This is a genomic window from Streptomyces sp. TG1A-8 (assembly GCF_030499535.1).
GTDB lineage: Bacteria > Actinomycetota > Actinomycetes > Streptomycetales > Streptomycetaceae > Streptomyces.
The window spans coordinates 3192413-3216812 of the sequence record NZ_JASTLB010000001.1; the positions used below are offsets into that span (position 1 = coordinate 3192413).

A 24400-nucleotide genomic window follows, 5' to 3' on the forward strand; every position below is an offset into this window, starting at 1 on the left:
CGTTTCGGACATAGGGCACCGGGGCAATGACGATCACAGATGCAGAAGCATCCGACTGTTGCCCAGGGTGTTCGGTTTCACTCGTTCGAGACCGAGGAACTCCGCGACCCCCTCGTCATAGGAACGCATCAGCTCCGCGTAGACATCGGTGTCGACGGGCGTCTCGCCGATCTCCACGAAGCCGTGCTTCCCGAAGAAGTCCACTTCGAAGGTGAGGCAGAAAACCCGGCGAACGCCGAGCCAGCGGGCGGTCTCCAGCAACTTCTCCAGCAACTGGTGACCGACGCCGGCGCCCTTGAGGCCTGGCTTCACCGCGAGAGTGCGGACTTCCGCGAGGTCTTCCCACATGACGTGCAGCGCGCCGCAGCCGACCACCTCGGCGTTGTCGTCGCGTTCGGCGACCCAGAACTCCTGGATGTCCTCGTAAAGGGTGACCGTGGCTTTGTCGAGCAGGATGCGGTCACGGACGTAGGCGTCGAGGAGGCGGCGGACGGCCGGAACATCGCCGGTCCGGGCCCGCCGGACGGTGATGGCTTTTGCGGAGACTTCGGGACGCTCTGCTGACATGAGCGGACGCTATCGCCCGCCGGCGCCCCCCGCCGAGCCGGGGTTCTCCTCTTCCCGGCCTTCCCAGCCTTCCCGGTACCCGGGGGCTTCCCGGGTTTCCGGCAGCCGGACGATGCGTACGGCGTCGCGCAGGGCCTGGCGCTGTTCCTCGCTCATCATCCCGAAGAAGGCGACGAGAGCGGCTGCCTGGTTGTCGCTCTGGGACCACGCGTCGTTCATCAGGGCGGCGGCGTAGGCGGCCCGTGTGGAGACGGCCTCATATCGATAGGCGCGCCCTTCCGCCTCGCGGCGCACCCAGCCCTTCTGATGGAGGTTGTCCAAAACGGTCATCACGGTGGTGTACGCGATGGACCGTTCCCGCTGCAGGTCTTCCAGGACTTCTCGAACGGTCACCGGGCGGTTCCACTTCCACACCCGCGTCATGACCGCGTCTTCGAGTTCTCCCAGGGGGCGGGGCACAGCTCAGACAATAGTGGGAGATCCGCCGCACGGCGTGCCGAACGGGCACCACGGGCGCGGATGCCCACGAAAAGGACGCACGACCCGTGCGGCCCCCGGTCGCGGGACCGGGGCGCGGGGAGGCGTGCGCCCCGCACCGGTGCGGGGCGCGCCCGCCGCCGGCGGCCTCAGGCGTCGCCGGCGGCGGAGGCCCGGCGCGCGCTCTCCGCGCGCGCGAGGGCCGCGTCGACGGCGGCGTCCTCCTTGGCCTTGGCGGCCCCGCCCTGGGTCTTGATGATCACCCTGACCACACCGATGAAGAGCGCGGCCATGACGACCGGGGGCACGAGCGCGGAGACGTAGTCCATGGCTCCAGGGTAGCCAGGCGGGAACGGGCGAAAGGGGCGGGGTGGGCGAACCGCCGCGTCAGCCCGCGGCGAGCTGCCGGGCCCCGGCCGGGCCGGCGGGCGGCCGCGGCGGCAGGCGGCGGGGGAAGACCTCGCCCGGGGTGGGGACGGGGCGCCTGGGGGCCGCCGGGGCGGCGGCGGGACGCGCGGGAGGAGTCCGGCCGGGCTCGTCGGCGGGCTCGGCAGGGGGCTTCCGGGCGGACTTCCCGCCCTCCCGGGCCCCGGCGGCCGGGGCGGCGCCCGAGCCGCCGGGCAGGCCCGCCAGGCGCGCCCTGGACGCCGGTACGGCGGGGGCGGGGACCGTGCGGGCCCCTTGCGCGAAGCGCGCCCGCAGGTCCTGCTCGGCCAGCGTCCGGCAGCGTTCCAGCAGGGCCGCCGCCGCGGGGTTGCCGCGCAGCGCCCGCAGCGCGGCGAGGTCGTCGGGGGTGGGCCGGTGCCCCGCGCCGAGCGCCTCCTCCAGGAGCGTGAGGTAGCCGGCGACGGTGCCCGGCAGGGCGGCGCGGTACCGGCCCAGGTCGGCCACCAGGAAGGCCCGCAGCCGGGCTCCGTCGTCGATCGCCTCGTCCAGCGAGGCGGCTAGCCGGAAGCAGTCCTGGACGTCCTCGGCGGACGCTCGGCCGGGGTGGAGGGCGAGGGCGAGGGCGCGGCGGAGCACACGCAGCTCCTGGACGCCGAACGCCATGCCGCCGCGGGATCCGTAGGGCGTGGGCATGCGGCGACGGTATCGCCGATCGGACAAAAGGGACGGACCGTGATGCCGTGGGCCCGCGTGTCGCACGCGGTTTCCCCGGCCGGTCCCGGACCCTCGCGGCGCGCCGGACGTCCGGCGCGCCGCGAGGGTCCGGGACCGCGGAGGACCGGCGCCGCGGGGGCGCCGGTCCCGTCACGGACGCGACGCGTTCCGCTCGTACACCAGGCGCAGTCCGATCAGCGTCAGCCACGGCTGGTGCTCGTCGATCACCGAGGACTCCCCCAGCACCATGGGCGCGAGGCCGCCCGTGGCGATCACCGTCACCTCGTCGGGGTCGGTGGCCAGTTCCCGCGCCATCCGGCTGACGACCCCGTCGACCTGGCCCGCGAAGCCGTACACGATGCCCGCCTGCATGGCCTCGACCGTGTTCTTGCCGATCACGCTGCGCGGCCTGGCCACCTCGATCTTCCGCAGCTGTGCGGCCTTGACGCCCAGCGCCTCCACGGAGATCTCGATGCCGGGTGCGATGACCCCGCCGACGTACTCCCCGCGCGCGCTGACCGCGTCGAACGTGGTCGCCGTGCCGAAGTCGACGACGATCGCCGGGCCGCCGTACAGCTCGTTGGCCGCGACCGCGTTGATGATGCGGTCGGCGCCGACCTCCTTGGGGTTGTCGAAGAGGATCGGCACGCCGGTCTTCACGCCCGGCTCGACCAGCACCGCGGGCACGTCGCCGTAGTAGCGCCGCGTCACCTCGCGCAGCTCGTGCAGCACGGAGGGCACGGTCGCGCAGATCGCGATGCCGTCGATTCCGTCGCCCAGTTCGTCGCCGAGCAGCGGGTGCCGGCCCATCAGGCCCTGCAGCAGCACCGCCAGCTCGTCCGCCGTGCGGCGCGGGTCCGTGGAGATGCGCCAGTGCTCGACGATGTCCTCGCCGTCGAACAGACCGAGCACGGTGTGCGTGTTGCCGACGTCGATCGTGAGCAGCATGGCCGTTACTCCGCCTCGCGCAGGTCCAGGCCGATGTCGAGGATCGGCGCGGAGTGGGTGAGGGCGCCGACGGCCAGGAAGTCCACGCCGGTGTCGGCGTACGCGCGCGCGTTGTCGAGCGTGAGCCGGCCGGAGGCCTCCAGCAGGGCCCGGCCGCCCACGACCGCGACGGCCTCCTCGCACTCCCCGGGCGTGAAGTTGTCCAGCAGGATCAGGTCGGCGCCCGCGTCGACGACCTCGCGCAGCTGGTGCAGGGTGTCGACCTCGACCTCGATCGGCACGTCCGGGAAGGCCTCCCGCACGGCCTCGAAGGCCTGGGCGACGCCGCCGGCGGCCACCACGTGGTTGTCCTTCACCAGGGCCGCGTCGGACAGTGACATGCGGTGGTTGACGCCGCCGCCGCAGCGCACCGCGAACTTCTCCAGCGACCTGAGGCCCGGGGTGGTCTTGCGGGTGTCGCGGACCCTGGTCCGGCTGCCCTCCAGCAGGTCCGCCCACGCGCGCGTGGCGGTCGCGATGCCGGACAGGCGGCACAGGATGTTGAGCGCGCTGCGCTCGGCGGTGAGCAGGTCGCGCGTGCGCGTGGTGACCGACAGCAGCTTCTGCCCGGCCTCGACCCGGTCGCCGTCCTCGACGTGCCGCTCGACCTCGAACTCGTCCGTGCACACCACGGAGACCACGGCCTCGGCGACCCTGAGGCCGGCGACCACACCGGCCTCGCGCGCGGTGAAGTCGGCGGTGGCCACCGCGTCCTCGGGGATGGTCGCGACGGTGGTCACGTCCACACCGCCGTCCAGGTCCTCCTGGATGGCGACGTTGGCGATGTCCTCGACCTCGACGGGGTCGAGCCCGGCCGCGGTCAGCAGTTCGGCGAGCGCGGGGTCGAGCCCGCTCTCCAGGTACTCCTCGTCGCCGTCCGCGCCGCAGGCGCAGCCGTCGCCGCAGCCGCCGGTCGGGGCGAGGGGAAGGTCGTCGGTGCTCACGTCTGTCACTGCTCCTGGGAACGCGGGGTGGGCCGGGTGGGGGGAAGTCTGCGGTGTCGGTGGTGCGGACGGCCAGCGACCGGTCGGGGTCGAGCCGCAGGACGATGTGGCGCCGCCAGCGGGCGTCGTCGCGGTCGGCGCGGTCCTCGCGCCAGTGGCAGCCGCGGGTCTCCTCGCGCGTCAGGGCGGCGGCCACCAGGACGCGGGCCACGCACAGGAGGTTGGTGGCCTCCCAGGTGTCCACGCCGGGCTCGGCGGTCTTGCCGTTCTCGGCGAGGGCGTCGCGGGCCTCGGTGTGCAGCCGACGGAGCTGCTCGGCGGCCGTCTCCAGCGACCGTTCCGAGCGCAGCACGCCCGCGCCCGCGGTCATGATCCGCTGGATGGCGAAGCGGGCCTCGGGGGCGAGCAGCGGGTGCTCGGGCCTGTCGGTCGGCGCGACCGGCGCGGGCACGCGCGCGGGGAGGTCTCCCGCGGCGCGGGCGGCGGCGATGTCGGCGGCGATCCGCTCCGCGTAGACGAGGCCTTCGAGGAGGGAGTTGGAGGCGAGCCGGTTGGCGCCGTGCACGCCGGTGCAGGCGACCTCGCCGCACGCGTACAGCCCGGGCACGGTCGTACGGCCCCGGGCGTCCGTGCGGACGCCCCCGGAGGCGTAGTGGGCGGCCGGGGCGACCGGGACGGGTTCGGTGACCGGGTCGATGCCGTGGGCGCGGCAGGCGGCCAGGATGGTCGGGAAGCGGTGCTCCCACATCTCGGCGCCGAAGTGCCGGGCGTCGAGGTACATGTGCTCGGCTCCCTGCTCCTGCATGCGCCGCATGATGCCCTTGGCGACGATGTCCCTCGGCGCCAGCTCGGCCAGTTCGTGCTGCCCGGTCATGAAGCGCACACCGTCGCCGTCGACCAGGTGGGCGCCCTCGCCGCGCACCGCCTCGGAGACGAGCGGCTGCTGGCCCTCGGCGTCCGCGCCGAGGAACAGCACGGTGGGGTGGAACTGCACGAACTCCAGGTCGCTGACCTCCGCGCCGGCGCGCAGGGCCAGCGCCACGCCGTCGCCGGTCGACACGGACGGGTTGGTGGTCGCGGAGAACACCTGGCCCATGCCGCCGGTGGCGAGGACGACCGCGGGGGCGTGCACGGCGCCCACGCCGTCGTGCTGGCCCTCGCCCATCACGTGCAGGGTGACGCCGGCGGTGCGGCCGTCGGCGTCGGTCAGCAGGTCCAGGACGAGCGCGTTCTCGATCGTGCGCACCCCGCGCGCGCGGACGGCCTCGACGAGCGCGCGGGAGATCTCCGCGCCGGTCGCGTCACCGCCGGCGTGCGCGATGCGGCGCCGGTGGTGGCCGCCCTCGCGGGTGAGCTGGATGCCGCCCTCGTCGTCGGTGTCGAAGTGGGCGCCGGTGGAGATCAGCCGCCGCACGGCGTCCGGGCCCTCGGTGACGAGGATGCGCACGGCCTCCTCGTCGCACAGGTCCGCGCCCGCGACCAGGGTGTCCGCCAGGTGCTGCTCGGGGGTGTCGCCCTCGCCGAGGGCCGCCGCGATGCCGCCCTGCGCCCAGCGCGTGGAACCGTCGTCGAGGCGCGCCTTGGTGACGACGACCGTCGTCAGGCCCGCCGCCTCGCAGCGCAGGGCCGCGGTCAGACCGGCCACGCCGGAACCGACGACGACCGCGTCCGCGGAGATCGACCAGCCGGGGGCGGGGGCGTGCAGACGTATGCCTGTGCTGTTCACGAGGCGGCTCCGAGGGTTCCGAAGGTGAGGGGGAGGTTGTCGATCAACCGGGTCGAACCGACCCGGGCGGCGACGGCGAGCACGGCTTCGCCGGTGAAGTCGTCGCCGACCTCGGTGAAGTCGGACGGGTCGACCAGGGCGAGGTAGTCCAGTTCCAGCGGCGGGTCGAGGCGGGCGGCCTCCTCCAGGACCTGGAGGGCGGCGGCGCGGACGGTCGCGGGGCCGCCGGGCGCGGCCGTGGCCACGGCGTGCGCGTCGGCCGCCGCGCGGGACTCCCCCAGGGCGCTGAGCGCTTCGGCGCGCGCGTGCGTGGAGGGCACTTCGCGGGCGCGGGCGCGCAGCGCCTCCTGGGCCGCGAGCCGGTCGGCGCCCGCGAACAGGGCGCGGGACAGGGCCAGGGCGGTACGCCGCTCGGCGGGCGAGAGGTAGCGGTTGCGGCTGGACAGGGCGAGCCCGTCCTCCTCGCGCACCGTGGGCACGGCGACGATCTCGACGCCGAAGTTCAGGTCCCGCACCATGCGCCGGATCAGCGCCAGCTGCTGGGCGTCCTTCTGGCCGTAGAGGGCCGCGTCGGGGCGGGTGAGGTGCAGCAGCTTGGCGACGACGGTGAGCATGCCGTCGAAGTGCCCGGGCCGCGAGGCGCCCTCCAGGCGTCCGCCCATGGGGCCCGCGGAGAGGCGTACCTGGGGTTCGCCGCCGGGGTAGACCTCGTCCACGGACGGCGCGAACACCGCGTCGGCGCCCGCCCGGGCGGCGATCTCCAGGTCGGCCTCGAGGGTGCGCGGGTAGCGGTCCAGGTCCTCGCCGGCACCGAACTGGAGCGGGTTGACGAACACGGTGACGACGACCTCGCCGTCCACCCCGGCGATCTCGCGCGCGGCGCGGATCAGCGTGGCGTGGCCCTCGTGCAGGGCGCCCATGGTCATCACGACGGCCCGGCGGCCGCGGCGCACGCGCGCGCGCAGTTCGGCGGCGGTGCTCAGCAGGTCGGTGGTCATCGGACGTCCCCCTCGGTGCCGTTCGGGCCGCCGGTCGTGCCGCGTCCGTCGGCGAGCACCCCCAGCAGGTCTTCGGCCAGCTCCGGCTTCAGCAGGCCGTGGGCCAGGGCGCGGTCGGCGGTGGCGCGGGCCATCGCCAGGTAGCCGGCGCGGGTCTGCGGGGCGTGCCGGCGCAGCTCGGCCAGGTGCGCGGCGACCGTGCCGGCGTCGCCGCGCGCGACGGGGCCGGTGAGGGCGGCGTCGCCGGAGCGCAGCGCGTTGTCCAGGGCGGCGCCCAGGAGGGGGCCGAGCATCCGGTCGGGGGCCTCCACGCCGGCGGTGCGCAGCAGTTCCATGGCCTGGGCGACCAGGGTGACCAGGTGGTTGGCGCCGAGGGCGAGGGCCGCGTGGTAGAGCGGGCGGCTGTCCTCACCGATCCACTCGGGCTCACCGCCCATCTCGATCACCAGGGCCTCGGCCGCCAGCCGCAGTTCCTCGGGCGCGGTGACGCCGAAGGAGCAGCCCGCCAGGCGCTGGACGTCCACGGGGGTGCCGGTGAAGGTCATCGCCGGGTGCAGGGCCAGCGGCAGCGCGCCCGCGCGCAGGGCGGGGTCGAGCACCCGGGCCCCGTACCGGCCGGAGGTGTGCACGAGCAGTTGTCCCGGCCGGACCGCGCCCGTCCCGGCGAGCCCGGCGACCAGGCCGGGCAGGGCGTCGTCGGGGACGGTGAGCAGCACCAGGTCGGCACGCTGGAGCACCTCGGCGGGCGGCACCAGCGGCACGCCGGGGAGCAGCGTCCCGGCGCGCCTGCGGGAGGCGTCGGAGACTCCGGAGACGGCCACCGGGCGGTGTCCGGCGAGCCGGAGGGACGCGGCCAGGGCGGGGCCCACGCGTCCGGCACCCACGACGCCGACGGTGAGCCGCGCGGGGCGGTCCTGGGGATCTGGCTGGTGGACTGTACTCACGCGACGGCGGCCCTCCCGTTCCAGCCCGCTCTGGGTACCGGACGATTTCTCGTCATGTTAACGCTATCGGGTCGGCCCGTGTCCGGTCATCCACGGGCCGTGGTCGTCCCGCGGCCGTGCGCCGGGTGTCCCCGCGCGGGAACCGGGGTGTTCCGCGGGGACGCGGTGAGGCATGATTCCACGCATGAGCGACACGCCTGAGCAGGACGAGAACCGGTCGGTGCGCGAACGGCGGGCCGCCGCCGGCCGGGAGGCCCGGCGCACCCTGTCGCGCGCGGGCCACCAGGGCACGCTGCGCGACCGGCTGTCCTGGCTGGCGGAGACGGCGCCCGAGGTGTACGACCTGGACGAGCCGACGGACCTCTACGGCGACCGGATCGTGGCCGCCCTGGAGGAGCGCGTCGCCGCCCTGCTCGGCACCGAGGCCGCCGCCTTCTTCCCGACCGGCACGATGGCCCAGCAGGTCGCCCTGCGCTGCTGGGCGGCCCGCACCGGCGACCGCACGGTCGCCCTGCACCCGCTCTCGCATCCCGAGATGCACGAGCGGGACGCGTTCAGCCAGGTCAGCGGTCTGCGCCCGGTGCACGTGACCCGGGCGCCCCGGCTGCCCACGGCCGGGGAGGTGCGCGACTTCGAGGAGCCCTTCGGCACGCTGGTGCTGGAGCTGCCCCTCCGGGACGCCGGTTTCGTCCTGCCCACCTGGGAGGAGCTGACCGGGGTGGTCGCCGCGGCGCGGGAGCGCGACGCGGTGGTGCACTTCGACGGCGCGCGCCTGTGGGAGTCCACCGTCCACTTCGGCCGCTCCCTGGAGGAGATCGCCGGCCTCGCCGACACGGTCTACGTGTCGTTCTACAAGTCGCTCGGCGGCTTCGGCGGCGCCGTGCTCGCCGGCCCGGACGGTCTCGTCGCGGAGGCGAAGACCTGGCGGCACCGGTACGGCGGGGCGGTCTTCCAGCAGTTCCCGACCGTGCTGTCGGCGCTCGCCGGACTGGACCGGGAGCTGCCCCGGCTGCCCGGTTACGTGCACCACGCGCGCATGGTGGCCGCCGCGCTGCGCGAGGGGTTCGCGGCGGCCGGACCGCCCTGGGCACGCGTGCACCCGCAGGAGCCGCACACCCACCAGTTCCAGGTCTGGCTGCCGTACCGCCCCGAGGTGGTGGAGGAGGCCTCGGTGCGCCAGGCCGAGGAGACCTCGGTGCTGCTGTTCGCGGACGCCTGGGAGCAGGCCGGGCCGGACCTGGCGCGCACCGAGGTCACGGTCACCGCGGAGGGCCTGGAGTGGACGGCCGACGACGTCCGGGCGGCCGTGGCGGACTTCGTGCGCCGGCTGCCCGGCCTGGCGTAGCCGGCGCGCGGGGTGCGGCCGGGTCAGCCGTGGCCGCCCGCGCGCACCAGTCCGGTCTCGTAGGCGAGCACCACCACCTGCACCCGGTCGCGCAGGCCGAGCTTGGTCAGGATGCGGCCCACGTGGGTCTTCACCGTCGCCTCGGACAGCACCAGCCGGGCCGCGATCTCACCGTTGGACAGGCCCTGCGCGACCAGCACCATGACCTCGCGCTCCCGCTCGGTGAGCCGTTCCAGTTCCGTGTGCCGGGGCCGGGCGCCGGCGGAGGGCAGCATGGGCGCGAACCGGTCCAGCAGCCGCCGGGTGGTGGAGGGCGCCACGACGGCGTCGCCGCTGTGCACGGCGCGGATGGCCGCCAGCAGGTCGCCGGGCGGCACGTCCTTGAGCATGAAGCCGGAGGCGCCCGCCTTCAGCCCGGAGAAGGCGTACTCGTCCAGGTCGAAGGTCGTCAGGATCAGCACCTTCGGCGCGTCGGGCTCGGAGCAGATCCGCCGGGTGGCCTCCACCCCGTCCAGCTTCGGCATGCGGACGTCCATCAGGACGACGTCGACGGCGGTGGAGCGCAGCACCTGCAGGGCCTCCACGCCGTCGCCGGCCTCCGCGACGACCTCCATGTCCGGCTGGGCCGCGAGCACCATCCGGAAGCCGGTGCGCAGCAGCACCTGGTCGTCGACGAGCATCACGCGGATCGTCATGGGTCCTCTTCCGTGGTTCGTGGCCGGGCTGGGGGCGTGACAGGTGTCAACGAGGGGCGTGCGGCGGTGTCAGTGCGCTGGTTTGAGGGGGAGCAGCGCGCTGATGCGGAAGCCTCCGCCCGGACGCGGGCCGGCGTCCAGGGTGCCGCCGACCATGCCGACCCGCTCGCGCATGCCGATCAGGCCGTGCCCCCGGCCGTCGGCGCCGCCCTCCTCGTACAGCTCGTGCGGGGCGCCCTCGCCGTCGTCCTCGACGAGCAGCCCGAGACCGTCGTCGAAGTACACCAGTCGCACGCTGGCGCCCGCGTTCGGGCCGCCGTGCTTGCGGGTGTTGGTGAGCGCCTCCTGCACGATGCGGTAGGCGGTCAGCTCCACGCCGCTGGGCAGCGGGCGCGGGGTGCCCTCGACCTTGAAGTCGACGGGCAGGCCCGAGCTGCGGCACTGCTCGACGAGGTCGTCGATCTGCTCGACGTCGGGCTGGGGCACGTACTCGCCGCCCTCCTGGTGCTCACCGGTGCGCAGCACGCCCAGCAGGCGGCGCATCTCGGCGAGGGCCTGGCGGCCGGTGGAGGAGATCGTCTCCAGGGCCTTCCTGGCCTGGTCGGGCGCGGCGTCGAGGACGTAGGCGGCGCCGTCGGCCTGCACCACCATCACCGACACGTTGTGCGCGACGACGTCGTGCAGCTCGCGCGCGATCCGGGCGCGCTCGGCGGCGACGGCGACCTTGGACTGCGCCTCGCGCTCCTTCTCCAGCCGGGCGGCGCGCTCCTCCAGCTGGGCGAAGTAGGCGCGCCGGGTGCGCATGGAGTCGCCGAGCACCCAGGCCAGCGCGAACGGCACGGTCTGGAACACCGCTATCGCGACCTGCCCCAGGAAGCCGGTGTCCTCCACCGGCCAGCGCACCTGCGCCAGGGGCGCCGCGCACAGGCCGGCGCCGAGCGCGAGCCGGGAGGCCCAGCGTGCGCCGACCGTGGCGACCGTGTAAGTGATCACCAGCATGGCGAAGTCGGCCACGGTCATCTCGACGTCCAGGACCAGCTGGGCCAGTCCGCTCGCGAGGGCCAGCAGCAGCATCGGTTCCGGGAAGAGGCGGCGCAGCGCGACGACGACGCACAGGACGGCCGACACCGACAGTCCCGCGGCGACCGGCATGTGGTGCTCGGGCCCCCGGCTGGCACCGATCACGCTCGCGCCGGAGATCCCGCACAGGACGACGGCCCAGAAGCTGTCGACCCAGGCCGGGTGGCGGCGGAGGAAGTCGTAGAGGCGCTGCACGTAACCCAGAGTAGGGAAGCGGGATGCGTGCAGGGGTCAACCGGTGGGCCGATCCGTACCGGGCGCGCGTACTCCGCAAGGTGGAGACCGTGATCACCCGGGTGCCTAGTCTGGTGCGGTGACGGACGGGGCGGCGCGGGAAGCGCGGGAAGCGGAAGCGGTGGAAGCGGTGGAAGCGGTGGGCCGGGCGGCCGGGGGGGCGCGCGGCTGGCGCGCGGCGGCCGAGGAGGCGCTGTACGGGCCCGGCGGCTTCTACCGGCGGCCCGAGGGGCCGGCCGGGCACTTCCGCACGTCCGTGCACGCCTCGGGGCTGTTCGCCGGGGCGGTGGCCCGGCTGCTGTGCCGGGTCGACGAGGCCCTGGGCCGGCCACGGGCGCTGGACTTCGTGGACCTGGGGGCGGGACGCGGCGAACTGGTCACCGGGGTGCTCGCCGCCCTGCCGGCCGACGTGGCCGCCCGCACGCGCGGGCACGCCGTGGAGATCGCCGCCCGCCCGGCCGGCCTGGACGGGCGGATCACCTGGCGCGGCGACCTCCCGGAGGCGGTCACGGGGCTGCTGTTCGCCAACGAGTGGCTGGACAACGTGCCCGTGGACGTCGCCGAGGTGGACGCCGCGGGCGTGCCCCGGCGGGTGCTGGTCGCGGCGGACGGCTCCGAGCGGCTCGGGGAGCCGGTGTCGGGTGCGGAGGCGGACTGGCTGGCGCGCTGGTGGCCGCTGCCCGCCGAGGAGGGCCTGCGGGCGGAGATCGGCCTGCCCAGGGACCTGGCCTGGGCATCCGCGGTGGGCCGGGTGGTGCGGGGACTGGCGGTGGCCGTGGACTACGCGCACACCGCGGACGCGCGCCCCCCGTTCGGGACGCTCACCGGCTTCCGGGAGGGGCGCGAGACGGCACCCGTGCCGGACGGGTCGTGCGACATCACCGCGCACGTCGCGCTGGACGCGTGCGCGGCGGCGTGCACGACGTCCGAAGCGGGCGAACGGCTCCCCACCGCGCGTCTGCTCACACAGCGCACCGCCCTGCACGCCCTTGGTCTCACCGGCGCACGCCCCCCGCTCGCGCTGGCGGCCGCGGACCCGGCGGCCTACGTGCGTGCCCTCGCGGGCGCCGGCGAGGCCGCCGAGCTGACCGCCCCGGGCGGCCTCGGGGACTTCGGCTGGCTGCTCCGGCCGGTCGGCGTCCCGGACCCGCTGCTCCCCTGAGGACGCCCGGCCGCCCGCCGCCGGCGGACCCGCCGCCTACTTGTCGATGTCCCCGACCACGAAGAACATCGACCCCAGGATGGCCACCATGTCCGCCACCAGCGTCCCCGGCAGCAGCTCGGTGAGCACCTGGACGTTGTTGTACGACGCCGAGCGCAGCTTCAGCCGGTACGGGGTCTTCTCGCCCTTGCTGACCAGGTAGTAGCCGTTGATGCCGAGCGGGTTCTCGGTCCACGCGTACGTGTGCCCCTCGGGCGCCTTCAGCACCTTGGGCAGCCGCTGGTTGATCGGGCCGGGCGGCAGCTCGGCCAGCCGGTCCAGGCAGGCCCCGGCGAGGTCCAGCGCGTTGTGGGTCTGCTCCAGGAGGCACTCGAAGCGGGCGAGGCAGTCGCCCTCGTCCCGGGTGACCACCTTCAGGGTGTCCCCCAGGTCGCCGTACGCCAGGTACGGCTCGTCGCGGCGCAGGTCGAAGTCGACCCCGGAGGCGCGCGCGATGGGTCCGCTCACGCCGTAGGCGTGCACGGCCTCGGGCGACAGCGCGCCCACGCCCCGCGTGCGCCCCCGGAAGATCTCGTTGCCGAGCACCAGGTCGTCGAAGACGTCCATGCGGGAGCGGACCGCGGCGACGGCGGCGCGCGCGCGTGCGGCCCACCCGGCCGGCAGGTCCTCCTTGAGGCCGCCGACGCGGTTGAACATGTAGTGCATGCGTCCGCCGGAGACCTCCTCCATGACGTTCTGGAGCACCTCGCGCTCCCGGAACGCGTAGAACACCGGCGTGATCCCGCCCAGCTCCAGCGGGTACGAGCCGAGGAACATCAGGTGGTTGAGCACCCGGTTCAGCTCGGCGAGCAGCGTGCGCGTCCACACCGCCCGCTGCGGGACCTCCATGCCGAGCATCCGCTCCACGGCGAGGACCACGCCCAGCTCGTTGGAGAACGCCGACAGCCAGTCGTGGCGGTTGGCGAGCATGATGATCTGCCGGTAGTCGCGCGCCTCGAAGAGCTTCTCCGCCCCCCGGTGCATGTAGCCGATCACCGGTTCCGCACGCAGGATGCGCTCCCCGTCCAGGACGAGCCTGAGCCGCAGCACGCCGTGCGTGGACGGGTGCTGGGGGCCGATGTTGAGCACCATGTCGGTGCTCTCGGCGGCGCCACCGATGCCGACCGTGGTCTCCGTCGCAGTCATGGACCCAGTTTCCCCTACGTACGCTGGCCCCATGGAGACGGGGAGCCCGGAAACGACCGGGGCGGCGGGGGACGAGCCGGTGTGGCGGGGGCTGCCGCCGGGGCTGCTGCGCATGCGCAGGCTGCTGCTGGTGCTGTGGGCGGGGCTGCTCGCCCTCGCGGTGGGGCTGCCGCTCGGCCTGTTCGCGGGACCGCCGTGGGCCGCCTGCGCGCTGCTCCCGCTCACCGCGGCGGCGTGGTGCTGGCCGCTGCTGGGCCGCAACTGGCGCTCCTGGCGGTACGCCGAACGCGCCGACGACCTGCTGATCAGCCGCGGGGTGCTGTGGTGCGAGGAGACCGTGGTGCCGTACGGGCGGATGCAGCTGGTGGAGGTGACCTCCGGGCCCGTCGAGCGGTACTTCGGGCTGGCCCGCATACAGCTGCACACCGCGGCCGCGGCGACCGACGCGGCCATCCCGGGCCTGGCCCCGGCCGAGGCGGAGCGGTTGCGCGACCGGCTCACCGAGCTGGGCGAGGCCCGATCGGCCGGCCTGTGACCGCCCCGGGGCCCGACGGCCCGAGGGCGCGCCCGCCCGCCGGCGAGCGGCGGCTGCACCCCGTCACGCCCTTCCGGCGGGCGTGGGCGCCGGTCGCCGTCCTCGCGGGATGGGCGGTGCACGACCCGAACGCCGCGCAGGAGCAGCTGGCGCGGCTGACCGGCACCATGCTCCTCGTCGGGCTCAGCGCGCTGGTCCCGGCGGCCGGTCTCTACGGCTTCCTGTCCTGGTGGTTCACGCACTTCGCGGTGACCGACACCGAACTGCGCATCCGTACCGGGCTGCTGTTCCGGCGCACCGCGCACATCCGCCTGGAGCGCGTCCAGGCGGTCGACGTCACGCGTCCGCTCCTCGCGCGCGTGGCGGGCGTGGCCAAGCTGCGGATCGACGTCGTCGGGACCGAGAAGAAGGACGAGCTCGCCTTCCTCGGCGAGCGCGAGGCGCGCGCCCTGCGCGCGGAACTACTCGCGCGCGCCGCGGGGTTCGCGCCCGACACGGCGCGTGAGGTCGGGGAGGCGCCGGCGCGCGAGCTGCTGCGCGTGCCCCCGCGCGAGCTGGCGCTGTCGCTGGCGCTGACGGGTGCCACGTGGGGCTCGCTGGCCGCCGCCCTCGTCGTGCCGGCCGTGCTGTGGCTCGTCACCCACAGCGTGTGGACGGTCCTCGCCACCGCCCTGCCGCTGCTCGGCGCGGCGGTGGCGAGGAGCGCGGGGCGGTTCGTCAACGAGTACGACTGGACCGTGGGCGAGTCACCGGACGGGCTGCGCATCGACCACGGGCTGCTCGACCGCGCCCACGAGACGGTGCCGCCGGGGCGCGTGCAGACCGTGCACCTCGTGGAGCCGCTGCTGTGGCGGCGGCTCGGCTGGGTGCGGGTGGAGCTGGACGTGGCCGGCTCCGACAACTCCGTCCTGGTGCCGGTCGCCCCGCGCGCGGTGGCTGGGTCGGTCGTCGCGCGGGTGCTGCCCGGCGTGACCGTACCGGCCTCGCCGGTCCGCCCGCCGCGGCGGGCGCGGTGGTGCGTGCCGGTGTGGTGGCGCGGGCTCGGCCTCGCGGTCACCGGCACGGTGTTCGCCGCCCGGCACGGCCTGCTGCGCCGCCGCCTGTCCCTGGTCCCGCATGCGAAGGTGCAGAGCGTACGGCTCACCCAGGGCCCCTGGCAGCGCCGGTGGCGGCTCGCCGACGTCCACGTGGACACCGGGGCCGGCAAGACCGTGACGGCCCGTCAGCGGGACGCGGGGCGGGCGGCCCTCCTGCTGCACGCCCAGGCCGACCGCTCCCGCACCGGCCGCAGGGACGCCCGCCCGGACCGCTGGATGGCCTGAGCGGGTGCGCCGGCGGATGCGCCGGACGTGACGGCGTCGAGCCGGACACGCGGAGCGGGTGAGCCGGACGTGTGGGCGTCGAGCCGCGGGCGCGGGGTGGGTGAGCCGGGTGAGCCCGCCCGGACCGCTGGCCGGCCCGGGCCGTCCGGGGGAGGGACCGGACGCGCCGGGGGCACGGGGGCGCCGGCGGCCCCGGTCCGGGGCGGTGAACGGCGGGGCCCGGTGGCCGGGGCGCCGGACCGACCGCGGCCGCGGCACCGGGCTCCGGGCCCGGCCGGCGCGACGCCGGAGCCCGGCTCCTCCGCACGGGGAGCCGGGCTCGTGGGACGGTGGGGCCGGGCCGGTGGTTCAGGAGGCCGCGCTGCGCAGTCTGTGGACGTCGATGTGCTCGGTCTCGTCGTGCGCGGTCAGGTCGATGACCTGCCCGATGCCCCGCGCCTCCTCGTCGGCGGGCTTGAACTCCGCCTCGGCCTCGGCCTTGTGCAGCGCGAGGGCCTCCTGGCCGACGACGTCCGCGAGGTCCTCGTTCTGCACGGAGTCCAGCGCGGCGGACGACGTGTGCTTCTGGGTGCCGAAGAAGTCGAACCCGCCCTCGACCGACGTGCGCCGCGCGGGCGCGGCCGGTACGACGGCCACCGCGGTCGGCACCGCGAAGTGCCCGGCGGGCTGCTGTCCCTGGGTCGGGGCGGACTCGGCCGGGACCGTCGGGGCGGCGGACGCGCGCGCGTGCGCGCCGGCCGCCCCGGACTTCCCCTGCGCCTCGTCCTCCTGGGCGGCGCCCGCGCTCCGGGAGGCCTCGCCCGCACCCGTCACGTCCGCCCCGGCACCTGCTCCTTTGGCGGGCCCGCCCGCCTCGCTCCCGGCTCTGGACGGGCCGCCCGGCCGCACCGGCCCCGGTCCGGGGCCGGCCGCCGGAGGCCGGACGGCGGACGCCTCCGGGTCGAGCCGGGCCAGCGCCGCGCCCGCGCGACGGAACAGCCGGGAACCCTCGGACGAGAACACCGCGGCCCTCCCGGGCACGTCCCCGGCGTCCGCCCGGGCGGCCCCGGGGGCCGGGGCGCCGGGGGGCCCGGGTTCGGCGCTCCGCGCGGCCGGCAGCGCCAGGGAGCCCGACGGGACGGCCGACTCGATCTCCAGCAGGCGGCGTCCCTCCAGGGCGCTCGCGCGCTCGGTCTCCGCGGTGGCGTAGCGGCGCAGCAGGGCCGCGTGCTCGTTGCGCAGCCCGGCCAGCTCGGCGCGCTTGGCGCGCAGCCGCTGCTCCAGCTTGGCGCGCAGCTCGCGCGACTCCTCCAGGTCGGTCTCCAGCTCGGCGATCCGCTCCTCGAAACGCCACTCGTCGCCGGCCCGCGCGCGCGTGAGGTCGGCGACCCGCTTGCCCGCCTGCGCGTCCCAGCGGCGCATCACGACGGCGCCCACGACCGTCGTCGCCGCGGCGGCCGCGGCCAGTGCGCGCAACACCGTGGCCTCGGAGGACGCCCAGGGACCCAGCGCGCAGACGACGGAGACTCCGGCTATCGCCGACGGGGGCAACAGCCGGTGCAAAGGCGGGGAATGGCGGTGGCGTCCACGTGGCATGGCCAGAAACTTACCGCGCGTAGGCGAATCATGGGCGCCGCCACCGTAAAAACACGGCCACGACACGGGCTTCACCGGCACCGGGCGCCGCGGCGGCTCAGCGGTCGGTGAGCCGTCCGCTGAGCCACTGCAGGGTCGCCGGGATCTCCCGCCGCCAGGTGTTGAAGTTGTGCCCGCCGCTGTCCAGGATGATCGACGAGATCCGGGTCCGGCGGGTCGCCCGCACCTGCCCGATGAACCTGAGCGTGTCCCTGTAGTTGTGTTCGCCGATCCTGCTGCTGGTGACGAGCAGCGAGGTGTCCGGCGCCGGCTCGTGCCGCAGCAGCCACGGCAGGTCGGCCCGGTCGCGCAGGCGGCCGTCGCCGTGGAAGAGGTCGCCGGTGGTGGGGTCGACCGGCGCCTTGTAGTAGGCCGACAGGCCCGCGCCGGCCGCGTAGACGCCCGGGTGGTGCAGGGCGAGCTTCAGCGCGCAGTAACCGCCGGTGGAGTCGCCGACGATCCCCCAGCTGCCGGGCCGTTCGCCCACCCGGTAGTGGGCGGCCACGGCCGCGGGCAGGTCCTCGGCGAAGAAGGTCTCCGTCCGCGGCCCGCCCGGGACGTCCACGCACTCGGTGTCCCGCGGCGGCGCCACCGTCGGCCGCAGCATCACCAGGATCATCGGCTGCATCCGCCCGTCGGCGGCCAGCTCCCGCGCCGTACGCGGGTAGTGCAGCTTGTCCACCAGGGCCCGTGCCGTGCCGGGGTAGCCGGTCAGCACGACGGCCGCCGGGAACGTCCGCGTGCGGTACCGCGGCTGGAAGTACTCCGGCGGCAGGTAGACGAACGCCTGCGTGGCGATGCGGGATTCGCGGCCCACGATGTCGACCTCCTGCACCTGTCCCGCCCTCCGCGCCGGCGCACCGTGCCCGCCCCGCGCCCCGCCGGTGGAGAGCACCTGCAGCGGTCCCCCGGTGCCGGCCCGCCCCGAGTGGTCGACGACGACGCCCTGGTCCGTCTCCGTGCCGAACAGGTCCGCCCAGCTCGCGTAGAAGCCGTAGGCCTGGTTGGCGGCGACGCCCAGGAAGGCGAAGAGCGCCAGCTGGGTGGTGAGGAGCAGCCCGACGCGTCCGGTGACGGCCCGCCAGGTGCGCCGGGAGAGCAGTGGCCACAGCCACACCGTGGCGACGAACAGCAGGACGGCGGCCGCCATCGCCAGTACCAGCATCGTATTGCTCGTGAGACCCATGGTCCGTTACCTGCCCGTGCTTTCCGCCCGTGGGCCGCCCCCGCTCCGTCGCGAGGGCTTGCCCGGGGCTTTCCTTGGCCTTTGACCCGGCTTTCCAGTGGGGAGTGAACCTCTCTCCCCGAGACACCGTCCTAGAGGGCGCAATGTCGCCGGATGCCCGATCGGCACCGGATTCAAGGTCTCTCGCAGAACTACGGGATGCGATGTCTGTCAGGATAGATGGGGAAATGCCGGGTGGAGTTCCGCGCCGGCCGAACCGGGTGCGGCGCTTGGCCCGCGGTCCGCGCCCCGAGGCCGTCCCCGCCCTGGTGGGCAGGGCGTGCGCCCTCGTGGGGCTGGTGGACATCGCCGCGGGCGTCTTCCCGCGCTTCCGTCACAGCCGTATGCACGCCATGGCCGAAGTCCTCCCCGGTTCCTTCGGGCCCTTCGCCGCGGCGCTCTCGCTCAGCGCCGGCGTGCTGCTGCTGCTGCTCGCGCACGGGCTCAGGCGCCGCAAGCGGCGGGCCTGGCGCGCCGCGGTCGCGCTGCTGCCGGCGGGCGCGGTCGCCGAGTTCGTGTACCGGCACTCGCTCGTCGGCGTGCTCGTCGCGGTGGCGCTCCTCGTGCCGCTGCTGCGCCACCGCGACGAGTTCGCGGCCCTGCCCGACCCGCGCAGCCGGTGGCGCGCGCTCGCCAACTTCGTCCTCATGGGCGCAGGTTCCCTCGTCCTCGGACTGGTCATCGTCAGCGTCCACCCGGACCGGACGATCGGCGACCCGAGCCTGGCCGATCGGCTGACGCACGTCCTGTACGGCCTGGTCGGCTTCCAGGGCCCGGTCGACTACCGGGGCACCACCTCCTGGACGGTCGCCTTCTCCCTCGGCGCCCTCGGCTGGCTGACCGCGGTCACCACCGTCTACCTGGCCTTCCGCCCCGAGCACCCGGCCGCCCGGCTCACCGACGAGGACGAGGCGCGCCTGCGCGCCCTGCTGGACAGGCACGGCCGCCGCGACTCCCTCGGCCACTTCGCGCTGCGCCGCGACAAGGCGGTGGTCTTCTCGCCCAGCGGCAAGGCGGCGGTGACCTACCGCGTCGTCTCCGGCGTGATGCTCGCCAGCGGCGACCCGATCGGCGACGTCGAGGCCTGGCCGGGCGCCATCGAGCGCTTCATGGACGAGGCCAGGGCCCATTCCTGGACGCCGGCCGTCATGGGCTGCTCGGAGACGGGCGGCGAGGTCTGGACCCGCGAGACCGGCCTCGACGCGCTGGAACTGGGCGACGAGGCGGTGGTGGACGTGGCGGATTTCTCGCTCGCCGGACGCGCGATGCGCAACGTGCGCCAGATGGTCAAGCGCATCGAGCGGGCCGGCTACGAGACCCGGGTACGGCGCGTCCGTGACCTCGGCGAGGCCGAACTGGAGCGCGTCCGGCGGGCGGCTGCGGACTGGCGCGGCACCGACACCGAGCGCGGCTTCTCCATGGCCCTGGGCCGCATCGGCGACCCGGCCGACGGCGACTGCCTGATCGCCACCGCCCACAGGGCGGACGGGCGGCCCGGCGCGTACGGCGACCTCCGGGCGGTCCTGCACTTCGTGCCGTGGGGCCCGGACGGCGTCTCCCTGGACCTCATGCGCCGCGACCGCGCCGCCGACCCCGGCATGAACGAACTGTTGATCGTCGCCGCCCTGCAGGCCGCCCCGAGGTTCGGCATCACCCGGGTCTCCCTCAACTTCGCGATGTTCCGCTCCGCCCTCGCGCGCGGGGAGAAGATCGGCGCGGGACCCGTGCTGCGCGCCTGGCGCGGGCTGCTGGTCTTCCTCTCCCGCTGGTTCCAGATCGAGTCGCTGTACCGGTTCAACGCCAAGTTCCAGCCGCGCTGGGAGCCGCGTTTCGTGGTCTACCGGGCCTCCGGCGACCTGCCCCGCATCGGTTTCGCCGCCCTGCAGGCCGAGGGGTTCGTCGACCTCGCCCTGCCGCTGCCGCGCGTCCTGCGCCGGCGCAGGGCCGCCGCCGCGCGCCCCTGCGTCCACACGGTGGCGGAACGGGACGCGCGGGCCGCCTGAGCCCTCCTCCCCGGACCCGCCACGGCCCGCGTCCCGGACCGGGCGCGGGCAGGGACCGGACCGACCCGGCCGGACCGAACGGACCCGAACGGCCCCGGGCCGGTCCGGACGGCCCCGGACCGGCCCGGGCGGAAGCCCCCTCCTCCCCCTCGGGGGGCTCCGCCCGGGCCACCGCGTGTGTCGACCACCGGCCGTGCGCCGCGCCGTCGTGCCCGTCGTGCCAGGTCACCGCGCCCTTCGTGCCGGGCCGTCGCGCGGCGGCCGGGCCGCCGCGCGTGTCGGGCGGTCCCCTGGGCCTACGCTGAACGTATGAACAACCTCAGCGGGCGCGGCCGAGTGGCGGGCCTTCCGGCATGGGACCGGTGCGCGGTCATGGGAGTCGTGAACGTCACTCCCGACTCCTTCTCCGACGGCGGCCGCTGGTTCGACACGACCGCCGCCGTCAAGCACGGCCTGGACCTGGTCGCCGGGGGCGCGGACCTGGTCGACGTCGGCGGCGAATCCACGCGCCCGGGCGCCACCCGCGTCGACGAGGCGGAGGAACTGCGGCGCGTCGTCCCCGTCGTGCGCGGCCTCGCCGCCGAGGGCGTGCTCGTCTCCGTCGACACCATGCGCGCGTCCGTCGCCGAACGGTCCCTCGGGGCCGGCGCCGTCCTCGTCAACGACGTCAGCGGCGGCCTCGCCGACCCCGCGATGATCCCGGTGGTCGCCGCGGCCGGCGCCCCCTTCGTCGTCATGCACTGGCGCGGCTTCCTCGAAGGCGGCAACGCCAAGGGCGTCTACGCGGACGTCGTCGCCGAGGTGGTGGCCGAGCTGCGCGCCCGTGTGGAGGCGGTCCTAGCGGGCGGCGTCGCCCCCGACCGGGTCGTGGTCGACCCCGGCCTCGGCTTCTCCAAGGAGGCCGGGCACGACCTCACCCTCCTCGCACACCTCGACCGCCTCCGCGCCCTCGGGCACCCCCTGCTCGTCGCCGCCTCCCGCAAGCGGTTCCTCGGCCGCGTCCTCGCCGGTCCCGGGGGCGCGCCACCGCCGGCCCGCGAGCGCGACGCCGCCACGGCCGCCGTCTCCGCGCTCGCCGCGCAGGCCGGCGCCTGGGCGGTGCGGGTGCACGAGGTACGGGCCACGGCGGACGCCGTGCGGGTCGCACGGGCCGTGGAGGAGGCGCGCACGGCCGAGCCCGCGCCGAGCGTGCGCGAGCACGCGTCCGGCGTGAGCGGTGCGTCCGAGCCCGGACCGGGCGCACGTGGTACGGCCGGCGCGGAAGGAGACCGGTGAGCGCCCCCCACACCGACGTCGAACAGGTGGAAGCCGCCAACACCGCCTACTACGAGGCGATGGAGCGCGGCGACTTCGAGGAACTGTCCTCCTTCTGGCTCACGCCCTCCGACCTCGGCGTCGACGAGGAGTACCACGACCCGGCCGACGCCGGCGTGGTCTCCTGCATCCATCCGGGCTGGCCGGTGCTCACCGGCCGCGGCGAGGTCCTGCGGTCGTACGCGCTGATCATGGCGAACACCGACTACATCCAGTTCTTCCTCACCGACGTGCACGTCTCCGTCACCGGTGACACCGCCCTGGTGACCTGCACGGAGAACATCCTCAGCGGCGGCCCCGCGCCCGAGGGGGACGAGGAGCTCGGGCCCCTGGTCGGCCAGCTCGTCGTCGCCACGAACGTGTTCCGGCGCACCCCTTCGGGATGGAAGCTCTGGGCACACCACGCCTCCCCCGTACTGGCCGAGGCGGACGACGACGAGGACGAGGACGACGAGAACGGGGGGAGCGGGGTGAACGGCTCGGCACCGGACGACGACCCCCTCGTTTGAGCCGCCGGGCATCGGGGCGCCCGGAAAAGGTGGTTGGAATCACGCACGCCGGGGTAGATGCGGCTACCAGTCCCTGACACGGCCGGGTTTCCCCGGGGGAACGCACGGTGAACTTCCGTGGTCCCGGTCCGGGCCACGGCCCCGTGGCCCGGTCTTGTCAGTGTCCGCAGGTAGATTCGTCCGAGACCGGCGTGCCGCCCGCGCGCGGCGCCGACCGGCCGTCCCCGACGATTGCAGGAGTGATTCGCGTGGATCGTGTCGCGCTGCGCGGCCTCAAGGCCCGAGGGCACCACGGTGTGTTCCCCAGGGAGCGCCAGGAGGGCCAGACCTTCATCGTCGACCTCGTGCTCGGGCTGGACACCCGGCCGGCCGCGGCCGACGACGACCTGGCGAAGACCGTGCACTACGGCATCGTGGCCGAGGAGGTCGTGGCCGTGGTGGAGGGCGAGCCGGTGAACCTCATCGAGACCCTCGCCGAGCGGATCGCCGGGACCTGCCTGAAGCACGAGGGGGTGCAGGAGGTCGAGGTCCGCGTCCACAAGCCGGACGCCCCGATCACGGTCCCCTTCGACGACGTGACCGTCACGATCACCCGGAGCCGAGTATGACCCGCCCGTTCACCCGGGGTCACAGCGACCCGACCGTACAGCCGGTGCCCGCCTCCGTGGTCGAGCAGGTCGACGCCGCGGACATCACGCTGAGCAACCCCAAGCGCGCCGTCGTCTCCATCGGCGCCAACCTCGGCAACCGCCTGGAGACCCTGCAGGGCGCCGTCGACGCCCTGGAGGACACCCCCGGCGTCCGGGTGAAGGCCGTCTCACCGGTGTACGAGACCGAGCCGTGGGGCGTGGCACCCGGCAGCCAGCCGTCCTACTTCAACGCCGTCGTCGTGCTGAAGACCACCCTGCCCCCCTCCTCCCTGCTGGAGCGCGCCCACGCCGTCGAGGAGGCCTTCCACCGCGTCCGGGACGAACGCTGGGGACCGCGCACCCTGGACGTCGACATCGTCGCCTACGCCGACGTCGTCTCCGACGACCCGCGCCTGACGCTCCCTCACCCCCGGGCCCACGAGCGGGCCTTCGTGCTCGCGCCCTGGTACGACGTGGATCCGCAGGCGCAGTTGCCCGGCCGCGGTACGGTGGCCGATCTGCTGTCGGCGGTCACCCGCGGCGGCGTCGCGCCCCGCCGGGACCTGGAACTCCGACTGCCCGAGTAGTCGTTAAGGTCAGGACGACCACAGTCCGGGAACCGGTCCGGGGGAACTGAAGGGACACCGTGAGTAAGCTGCGCATCAGGGTGCTGGCCGGCGTGTTCGTCGTGGCCGCCGTCCTGTCCTGGGCGGGCGCCCGCCTCTGGAACTCGGTCGGGACCCTGCCCAGCGTCCCCTTGGCCGCCCCCGTCGTCCTCGCCCTGATCGCCGCGGTGCTCCTGGCCACGGCGTTCTCCCTGCGCGCCCGCCTCCGGGCCCAGCGCGAGCGCCGCCCCGGCGCCAAGGGCGTCGACCCCCTGATGGCCGCCCGCGCGGTCGTCTTCGGCCAGGCCAGCGCCCTGGTGGCCGCCCTCGTCGCCGGCATGTACGGCGGCACGGGCGTCTTCCTCCTGGAACTCCTCGACTTCCCCGCCCGCCGCGACCAGGCCTTCTACGCGGGTTTCTCGGTCCTGGCGGGCATCGCCGTGATAGCGGCGGCCCTGTTCCTGGAACGCGTCTGCAAACTCCCCGACGACGACGACCAGAACCCCCCGGGCCCGGAACCGGCGGCCTGACCGGCGGGTCTAGCGCGCCAGTATCAGGCTCATCGCCTCGGCGCGGGTGGTGGCGTTCCGGAGCTGGCCGCGCACCGCCGAGGTGGTGGTCTTGGCGCCGGGCTTGCGGATGCCCCGCACCGACATGCACATGTGCTCGGCCTCGATCACGACGATCGCGCCGCGCGCATCCAGGATGCGCATCAGGGAGTCCGCGATCTGGGTGGTGAGTCGTTCCTGCACCTGCGGGCGGCGGGCGAACACCTCCACCAGGCGGGCCAGTTTCGACAGGCCCGTGATCTTGCCGGTCTCGGCGGGGATGTACCCGATGTGCGCCACGCCGTGGAACGGCAGCAGGTGGTGCTCGCACAGGGACACGATCTCGATGTCCTTCACCAGGACCATCTCGTCGTGACCCAGGTCGAACGTCGTCGTCAGGACGTCCTCCGGCTTCTGCCACAACCCCGCCAGGAGCTCCCGGTACGCCCGTGCCACCCGTCCCGGCGTGTCCTTCAGGCCCTCGCGGTCGGGGTCCTCGCCGACCGCGATCAGCAGTTCGCGCACGGCGTTCTCGGCACGCTTCTCATCGAACTCGCCGATGAAGCCGTCGCCGGCCAGCGTCACGGGGTCGGTCATCTGAAGCCTCGTTCCTGTACGTCTCGGCCGCGGGCATGCGGACATGCCGCGCCC

The 24400-nt window shown here is 74.9% G+C and carries 24 protein-coding genes and 1 pseudogene; 10 read left to right on the forward strand and 15 right to left on the reverse strand.

Going from position 1 to position 24400, the window contains the following annotated elements; all coding sequences use genetic code 11:
• Positions 1 to 33: 33 nt before the first annotated feature.
• From QQY24_RS13750 to QQY24_RS13790, 9 genes and pseudogenes are all read right to left on the reverse strand, one after another.
• A complete protein-coding gene (locus QQY24_RS13750) occupies positions 34 to 567 on the reverse strand; it encodes an amino-acid N-acetyltransferase (RefSeq protein WP_301972981.1) in 534 nt (177 codons plus the stop codon).
• A 9-nt stretch (positions 568 to 576) separates the two neighbouring features.
• Positions 577 to 990, reverse strand: coding sequence for a BlaI/MecI/CopY family transcriptional regulator (locus tag QQY24_RS13755; RefSeq protein ID WP_301976238.1), 414 nt, complete (start codon positions 988 to 990; stop codon positions 577 to 579).
• 203 nt (positions 991 to 1193) lie between these two features.
• A complete protein-coding gene (locus tag QQY24_RS13760) occupies positions 1194 to 1373 on the reverse strand; it encodes a hypothetical protein (protein ID WP_301972982.1) in 180 nt (59 codons plus the stop codon).
• A gap of 58 nt (positions 1374 to 1431) precedes the next feature.
• Positions 1432 to 2094, reverse strand: a complete 663-nt coding sequence (locus tag QQY24_RS13765; protein ID WP_301976239.1) for a hypothetical protein — start codon at positions 2092 to 2094, stop codon at positions 1432 to 1434.
• A gap of 201 nt (positions 2095 to 2295) precedes the next feature.
• Positions 2296 to 3093: a type III pantothenate kinase gene (locus QQY24_RS13770; RefSeq protein WP_301976240.1), complete on the reverse strand. Its 798-nt coding sequence runs from the start codon at positions 3091 to 3093 to the stop codon at positions 2296 to 2298.
• Between the two features lie 5 nt (positions 3094 to 3098).
• Positions 3099 to 4076 (reverse strand): carboxylating nicotinate-nucleotide diphosphorylase, encoded by a 978-nt coding sequence (gene nadC, locus QQY24_RS13775; RefSeq protein ID WP_301972983.1) that lies wholly within the window; start codon positions 4074 to 4076, stop codon positions 3099 to 3101.
• Positions 4077 to 4113: 37 nt separating this feature from the next.
• Positions 4114 to 5802: pseudogene (locus QQY24_RS13780) on the reverse strand (L-aspartate oxidase); the annotation flags it as partial.
• Entirely contained in the window at positions 5799 to 6800 is a 1002-nt protein-coding gene (gene panC, locus QQY24_RS13785) for a pantoate--beta-alanine ligase (protein WP_301972984.1), read from the reverse strand. The pseudogene QQY24_RS13780 and the gene panC, both read right to left, overlap by 4 nt.
• Positions 6797 to 7744 (reverse strand): Rossmann-like and DUF2520 domain-containing protein, encoded by a 948-nt coding sequence (locus QQY24_RS13790; RefSeq protein ID WP_301972985.1) that lies wholly within the window; start codon positions 7742 to 7744, stop codon positions 6797 to 6799. Before QQY24_RS13790 ends, panC begins: the two co-directional genes overlap by 4 nt.
• A gap of 184 nt (positions 7745 to 7928) precedes the next feature.
• Here QQY24_RS13790 and QQY24_RS13795 point away from each other — a divergent pair, with 184 nt between their 5' ends.
• Positions 7929 to 9089, forward strand: coding sequence for a low specificity L-threonine aldolase (locus QQY24_RS13795; protein ID WP_301972986.1), 1161 nt, complete (start codon positions 7929 to 7931; stop codon positions 9087 to 9089).
• Between the two features lie 23 nt (positions 9090 to 9112).
• Here the strand turns inward: QQY24_RS13795 and QQY24_RS13800 are convergent, their stop codons facing one another.
• Positions 9113 to 9784 (reverse strand): response regulator transcription factor, encoded by a 672-nt coding sequence (locus QQY24_RS13800; RefSeq protein ID WP_301972987.1) that lies wholly within the window; start codon positions 9782 to 9784, stop codon positions 9113 to 9115.
• Positions 9785 to 9853: 69 nt separating this feature from the next.
• Entirely contained in the window at positions 9854 to 11059 is a 1206-nt protein-coding gene (locus QQY24_RS13805; protein WP_301972988.1) for a sensor histidine kinase, read from the reverse strand.
• Between the two features lie 178 nt (positions 11060 to 11237).
• Between QQY24_RS13805 and QQY24_RS13810 the strand changes: the two genes are divergently transcribed.
• Complete coding sequence (locus QQY24_RS13810) at positions 11238 to 12260, forward strand: SAM-dependent methyltransferase (RefSeq protein WP_301976241.1); 1023 nt, start codon at positions 11238 to 11240, stop codon at positions 12258 to 12260.
• Between the two features lie 36 nt (positions 12261 to 12296).
• Here the strand turns inward: QQY24_RS13810 and QQY24_RS13815 are convergent, their stop codons facing one another.
• Positions 12297 to 13445 carry an NADH-quinone oxidoreductase subunit D gene (locus QQY24_RS13815; protein ID WP_301972989.1) on the reverse strand — a complete coding sequence of 383 codons (1149 nt, stop codon included), beginning with the start codon at positions 13443 to 13445 and terminating at the stop codon, positions 12297 to 12299.
• 31 nt (positions 13446 to 13476) lie between these two features.
• On the opposite strand from QQY24_RS13815, the gene QQY24_RS13820 reads away from it, so the two are divergent.
• Positions 13477 to 13980, forward strand: coding sequence for a PH domain-containing protein (locus QQY24_RS13820; protein ID WP_301972990.1), 504 nt, complete (start codon positions 13477 to 13479; stop codon positions 13978 to 13980).
• The gene (locus QQY24_RS13825; RefSeq protein ID WP_301972991.1) at positions 13977 to 15302 is read left to right on the forward strand and encodes a PH domain-containing protein; all 1326 of its coding nucleotides are present in this window, start codon (positions 13977 to 13979) and stop codon (positions 15300 to 15302) included. Before QQY24_RS13820 ends, QQY24_RS13825 begins: the two co-directional genes overlap by 4 nt.
• Positions 15303 to 15650: 348 nt before the next feature.
• Here the strand turns inward: QQY24_RS13825 and QQY24_RS13830 are convergent, their stop codons facing one another.
• Positions 15651 to 16877 carry a hypothetical protein gene (locus QQY24_RS13830; protein WP_301972992.1) on the reverse strand — a complete coding sequence of 409 codons (1227 nt, stop codon included), beginning with the start codon at positions 16875 to 16877 and terminating at the stop codon, positions 15651 to 15653.
• Between the two features lie 97 nt (positions 16878 to 16974).
• The gene (locus tag QQY24_RS13835; RefSeq protein ID WP_301972993.1) at positions 16975 to 18102 is read right to left on the reverse strand and encodes an esterase family protein; all 1128 of its coding nucleotides are present in this window, start codon (positions 18100 to 18102) and stop codon (positions 16975 to 16977) included.
• 227 nt (positions 18103 to 18329) lie between these two features.
• Here QQY24_RS13835 and QQY24_RS13840 point away from each other — a divergent pair, with 227 nt between their 5' ends.
• The 6 genes from QQY24_RS13840 to QQY24_RS13865 all read left to right on the forward strand — a co-directional run bounded on the left by QQY24_RS13840 (position 18330) and on the right by QQY24_RS13865 (position 23731).
• Positions 18330 to 20144: a phosphatidylglycerol lysyltransferase domain-containing protein gene (locus tag QQY24_RS13840; RefSeq protein ID WP_301972994.1), complete on the forward strand. Its 1815-nt coding sequence runs from the start codon at positions 18330 to 18332 to the stop codon at positions 20142 to 20144.
• A gap of 309 nt (positions 20145 to 20453) precedes the next feature.
• A complete protein-coding gene (gene folP, locus QQY24_RS13845; RefSeq protein ID WP_301972995.1) occupies positions 20454 to 21419 on the forward strand; it encodes a dihydropteroate synthase in 966 nt (321 codons plus the stop codon).
• Positions 21416 to 21967, forward strand: a complete 552-nt coding sequence (locus tag QQY24_RS13850) for a nuclear transport factor 2 family protein (RefSeq protein ID WP_301972996.1) — start codon at positions 21416 to 21418, stop codon at positions 21965 to 21967. The genes folP and QQY24_RS13850 overlap by 4 nt, the downstream gene beginning before the upstream one ends.
• 248 nt (positions 21968 to 22215) lie before the next feature.
• A complete protein-coding gene (gene folB, locus QQY24_RS13855) occupies positions 22216 to 22575 on the forward strand; it encodes a dihydroneopterin aldolase (RefSeq protein WP_301972997.1) in 360 nt (119 codons plus the stop codon).
• On the forward strand, positions 22572 to 23183 hold the full coding sequence (gene folK / locus QQY24_RS13860; protein ID WP_301972998.1) for a 2-amino-4-hydroxy-6-hydroxymethyldihydropteridine diphosphokinase: 612 nt from the start codon (positions 22572 to 22574) through the stop codon (positions 23181 to 23183). Before folB ends, folK begins: the two co-directional genes overlap by 4 nt.
• 59 nt (positions 23184 to 23242) lie before the next feature.
• Complete coding sequence (locus tag QQY24_RS13865; RefSeq protein ID WP_301972999.1) at positions 23243 to 23731, forward strand: DUF3180 domain-containing protein; 489 nt, start codon at positions 23243 to 23245, stop codon at positions 23729 to 23731.
• 9 nt (positions 23732 to 23740) lie between these two features.
• Here the strand turns inward: QQY24_RS13865 and folE are convergent, their stop codons facing one another.
• Positions 23741 to 24346, reverse strand: a complete 606-nt coding sequence (folE, locus tag QQY24_RS13870; RefSeq protein WP_301973000.1) for a GTP cyclohydrolase I FolE — start codon at positions 24344 to 24346, stop codon at positions 23741 to 23743.
• Between the last annotated feature and the right edge of the window lie 54 nt (positions 24347 to 24400).

Coding starts and splice junctions, on each gene's coding strand:
- QQY24_RS13750 (WP_301972981.1), bottom strand. CDS start 567: ATGTCAGCAGAGCGTCCCGAAGTCTCCGCAAAAGCCATCACCGTCCGG.
- QQY24_RS13755 (WP_301976238.1), bottom strand. CDS start 990: ATGACGCGGGTGTGGAAGTGGAACCGCCCGGTGACCGTTCGAGAAGTC.
- QQY24_RS13760 (WP_301972982.1), bottom strand. CDS start 1,373: ATGGACTACGTCTCCGCGCTCGTGCCCCCGGTCGTCATGGCCGCGCTC.
- QQY24_RS13765 (WP_301976239.1), bottom strand. CDS start 2,094: ATGGCGTTCGGCGTCCAGGAGCTGCGTGTGCTCCGCCGCGCCCTCGCC.
- QQY24_RS13770 (WP_301976240.1), bottom strand. CDS start 3,093: ATGCTGCTCACGATCGACGTCGGCAACACGCACACCGTGCTCGGTCTG.
- panC (WP_301972984.1), bottom strand. CDS start 6,800: ATGACCACCGACCTGCTGAGCACCGCCGCCGAACTGCGCGCGCGCGTG.
- QQY24_RS13795 (WP_301972986.1), top strand. CDS start 7,929: ATGAGCGACACGCCTGAGCAGGACGAGAACCGGTCGGTGCGCGAACGG.
- QQY24_RS13800 (WP_301972987.1), bottom strand. CDS start 9,784: ATGACGATCCGCGTGATGCTCGTCGACGACCAGGTGCTGCTGCGCACC.
- QQY24_RS13815 (WP_301972989.1), bottom strand. CDS start 13,445: ATGACTGCGACGGAGACCACGGTCGGCATCGGTGGCGCCGCCGAGAGC.
- QQY24_RS13820 (WP_301972990.1), top strand. CDS start 13,477: ATGGAGACGGGGAGCCCGGAAACGACCGGGGCGGCGGGGGACGAGCCG.
- QQY24_RS13830 (WP_301972992.1), bottom strand. CDS start 16,877: ATGCCACGTGGACGCCACCGCCATTCCCCGCCTTTGCACCGGCTGTTG.
- QQY24_RS13835 (WP_301972993.1), bottom strand. CDS start 18,102: ATGGGTCTCACGAGCAATACGATGCTGGTACTGGCGATGGCGGCCGCC.
- QQY24_RS13840 (WP_301972994.1), top strand. CDS start 18,330: ATGCCGGGTGGAGTTCCGCGCCGGCCGAACCGGGTGCGGCGCTTGGCC.
- folP (WP_301972995.1), top strand. CDS start 20,454: ATGAACAACCTCAGCGGGCGCGGCCGAGTGGCGGGCCTTCCGGCATGG.
- folK (WP_301972998.1), top strand. CDS start 22,572: ATGACCCGCCCGTTCACCCGGGGTCACAGCGACCCGACCGTACAGCCG.
- folE (WP_301973000.1), bottom strand. CDS start 24,346: ATGACCGACCCCGTGACGCTGGCCGGCGACGGCTTCATCGGCGAGTTC.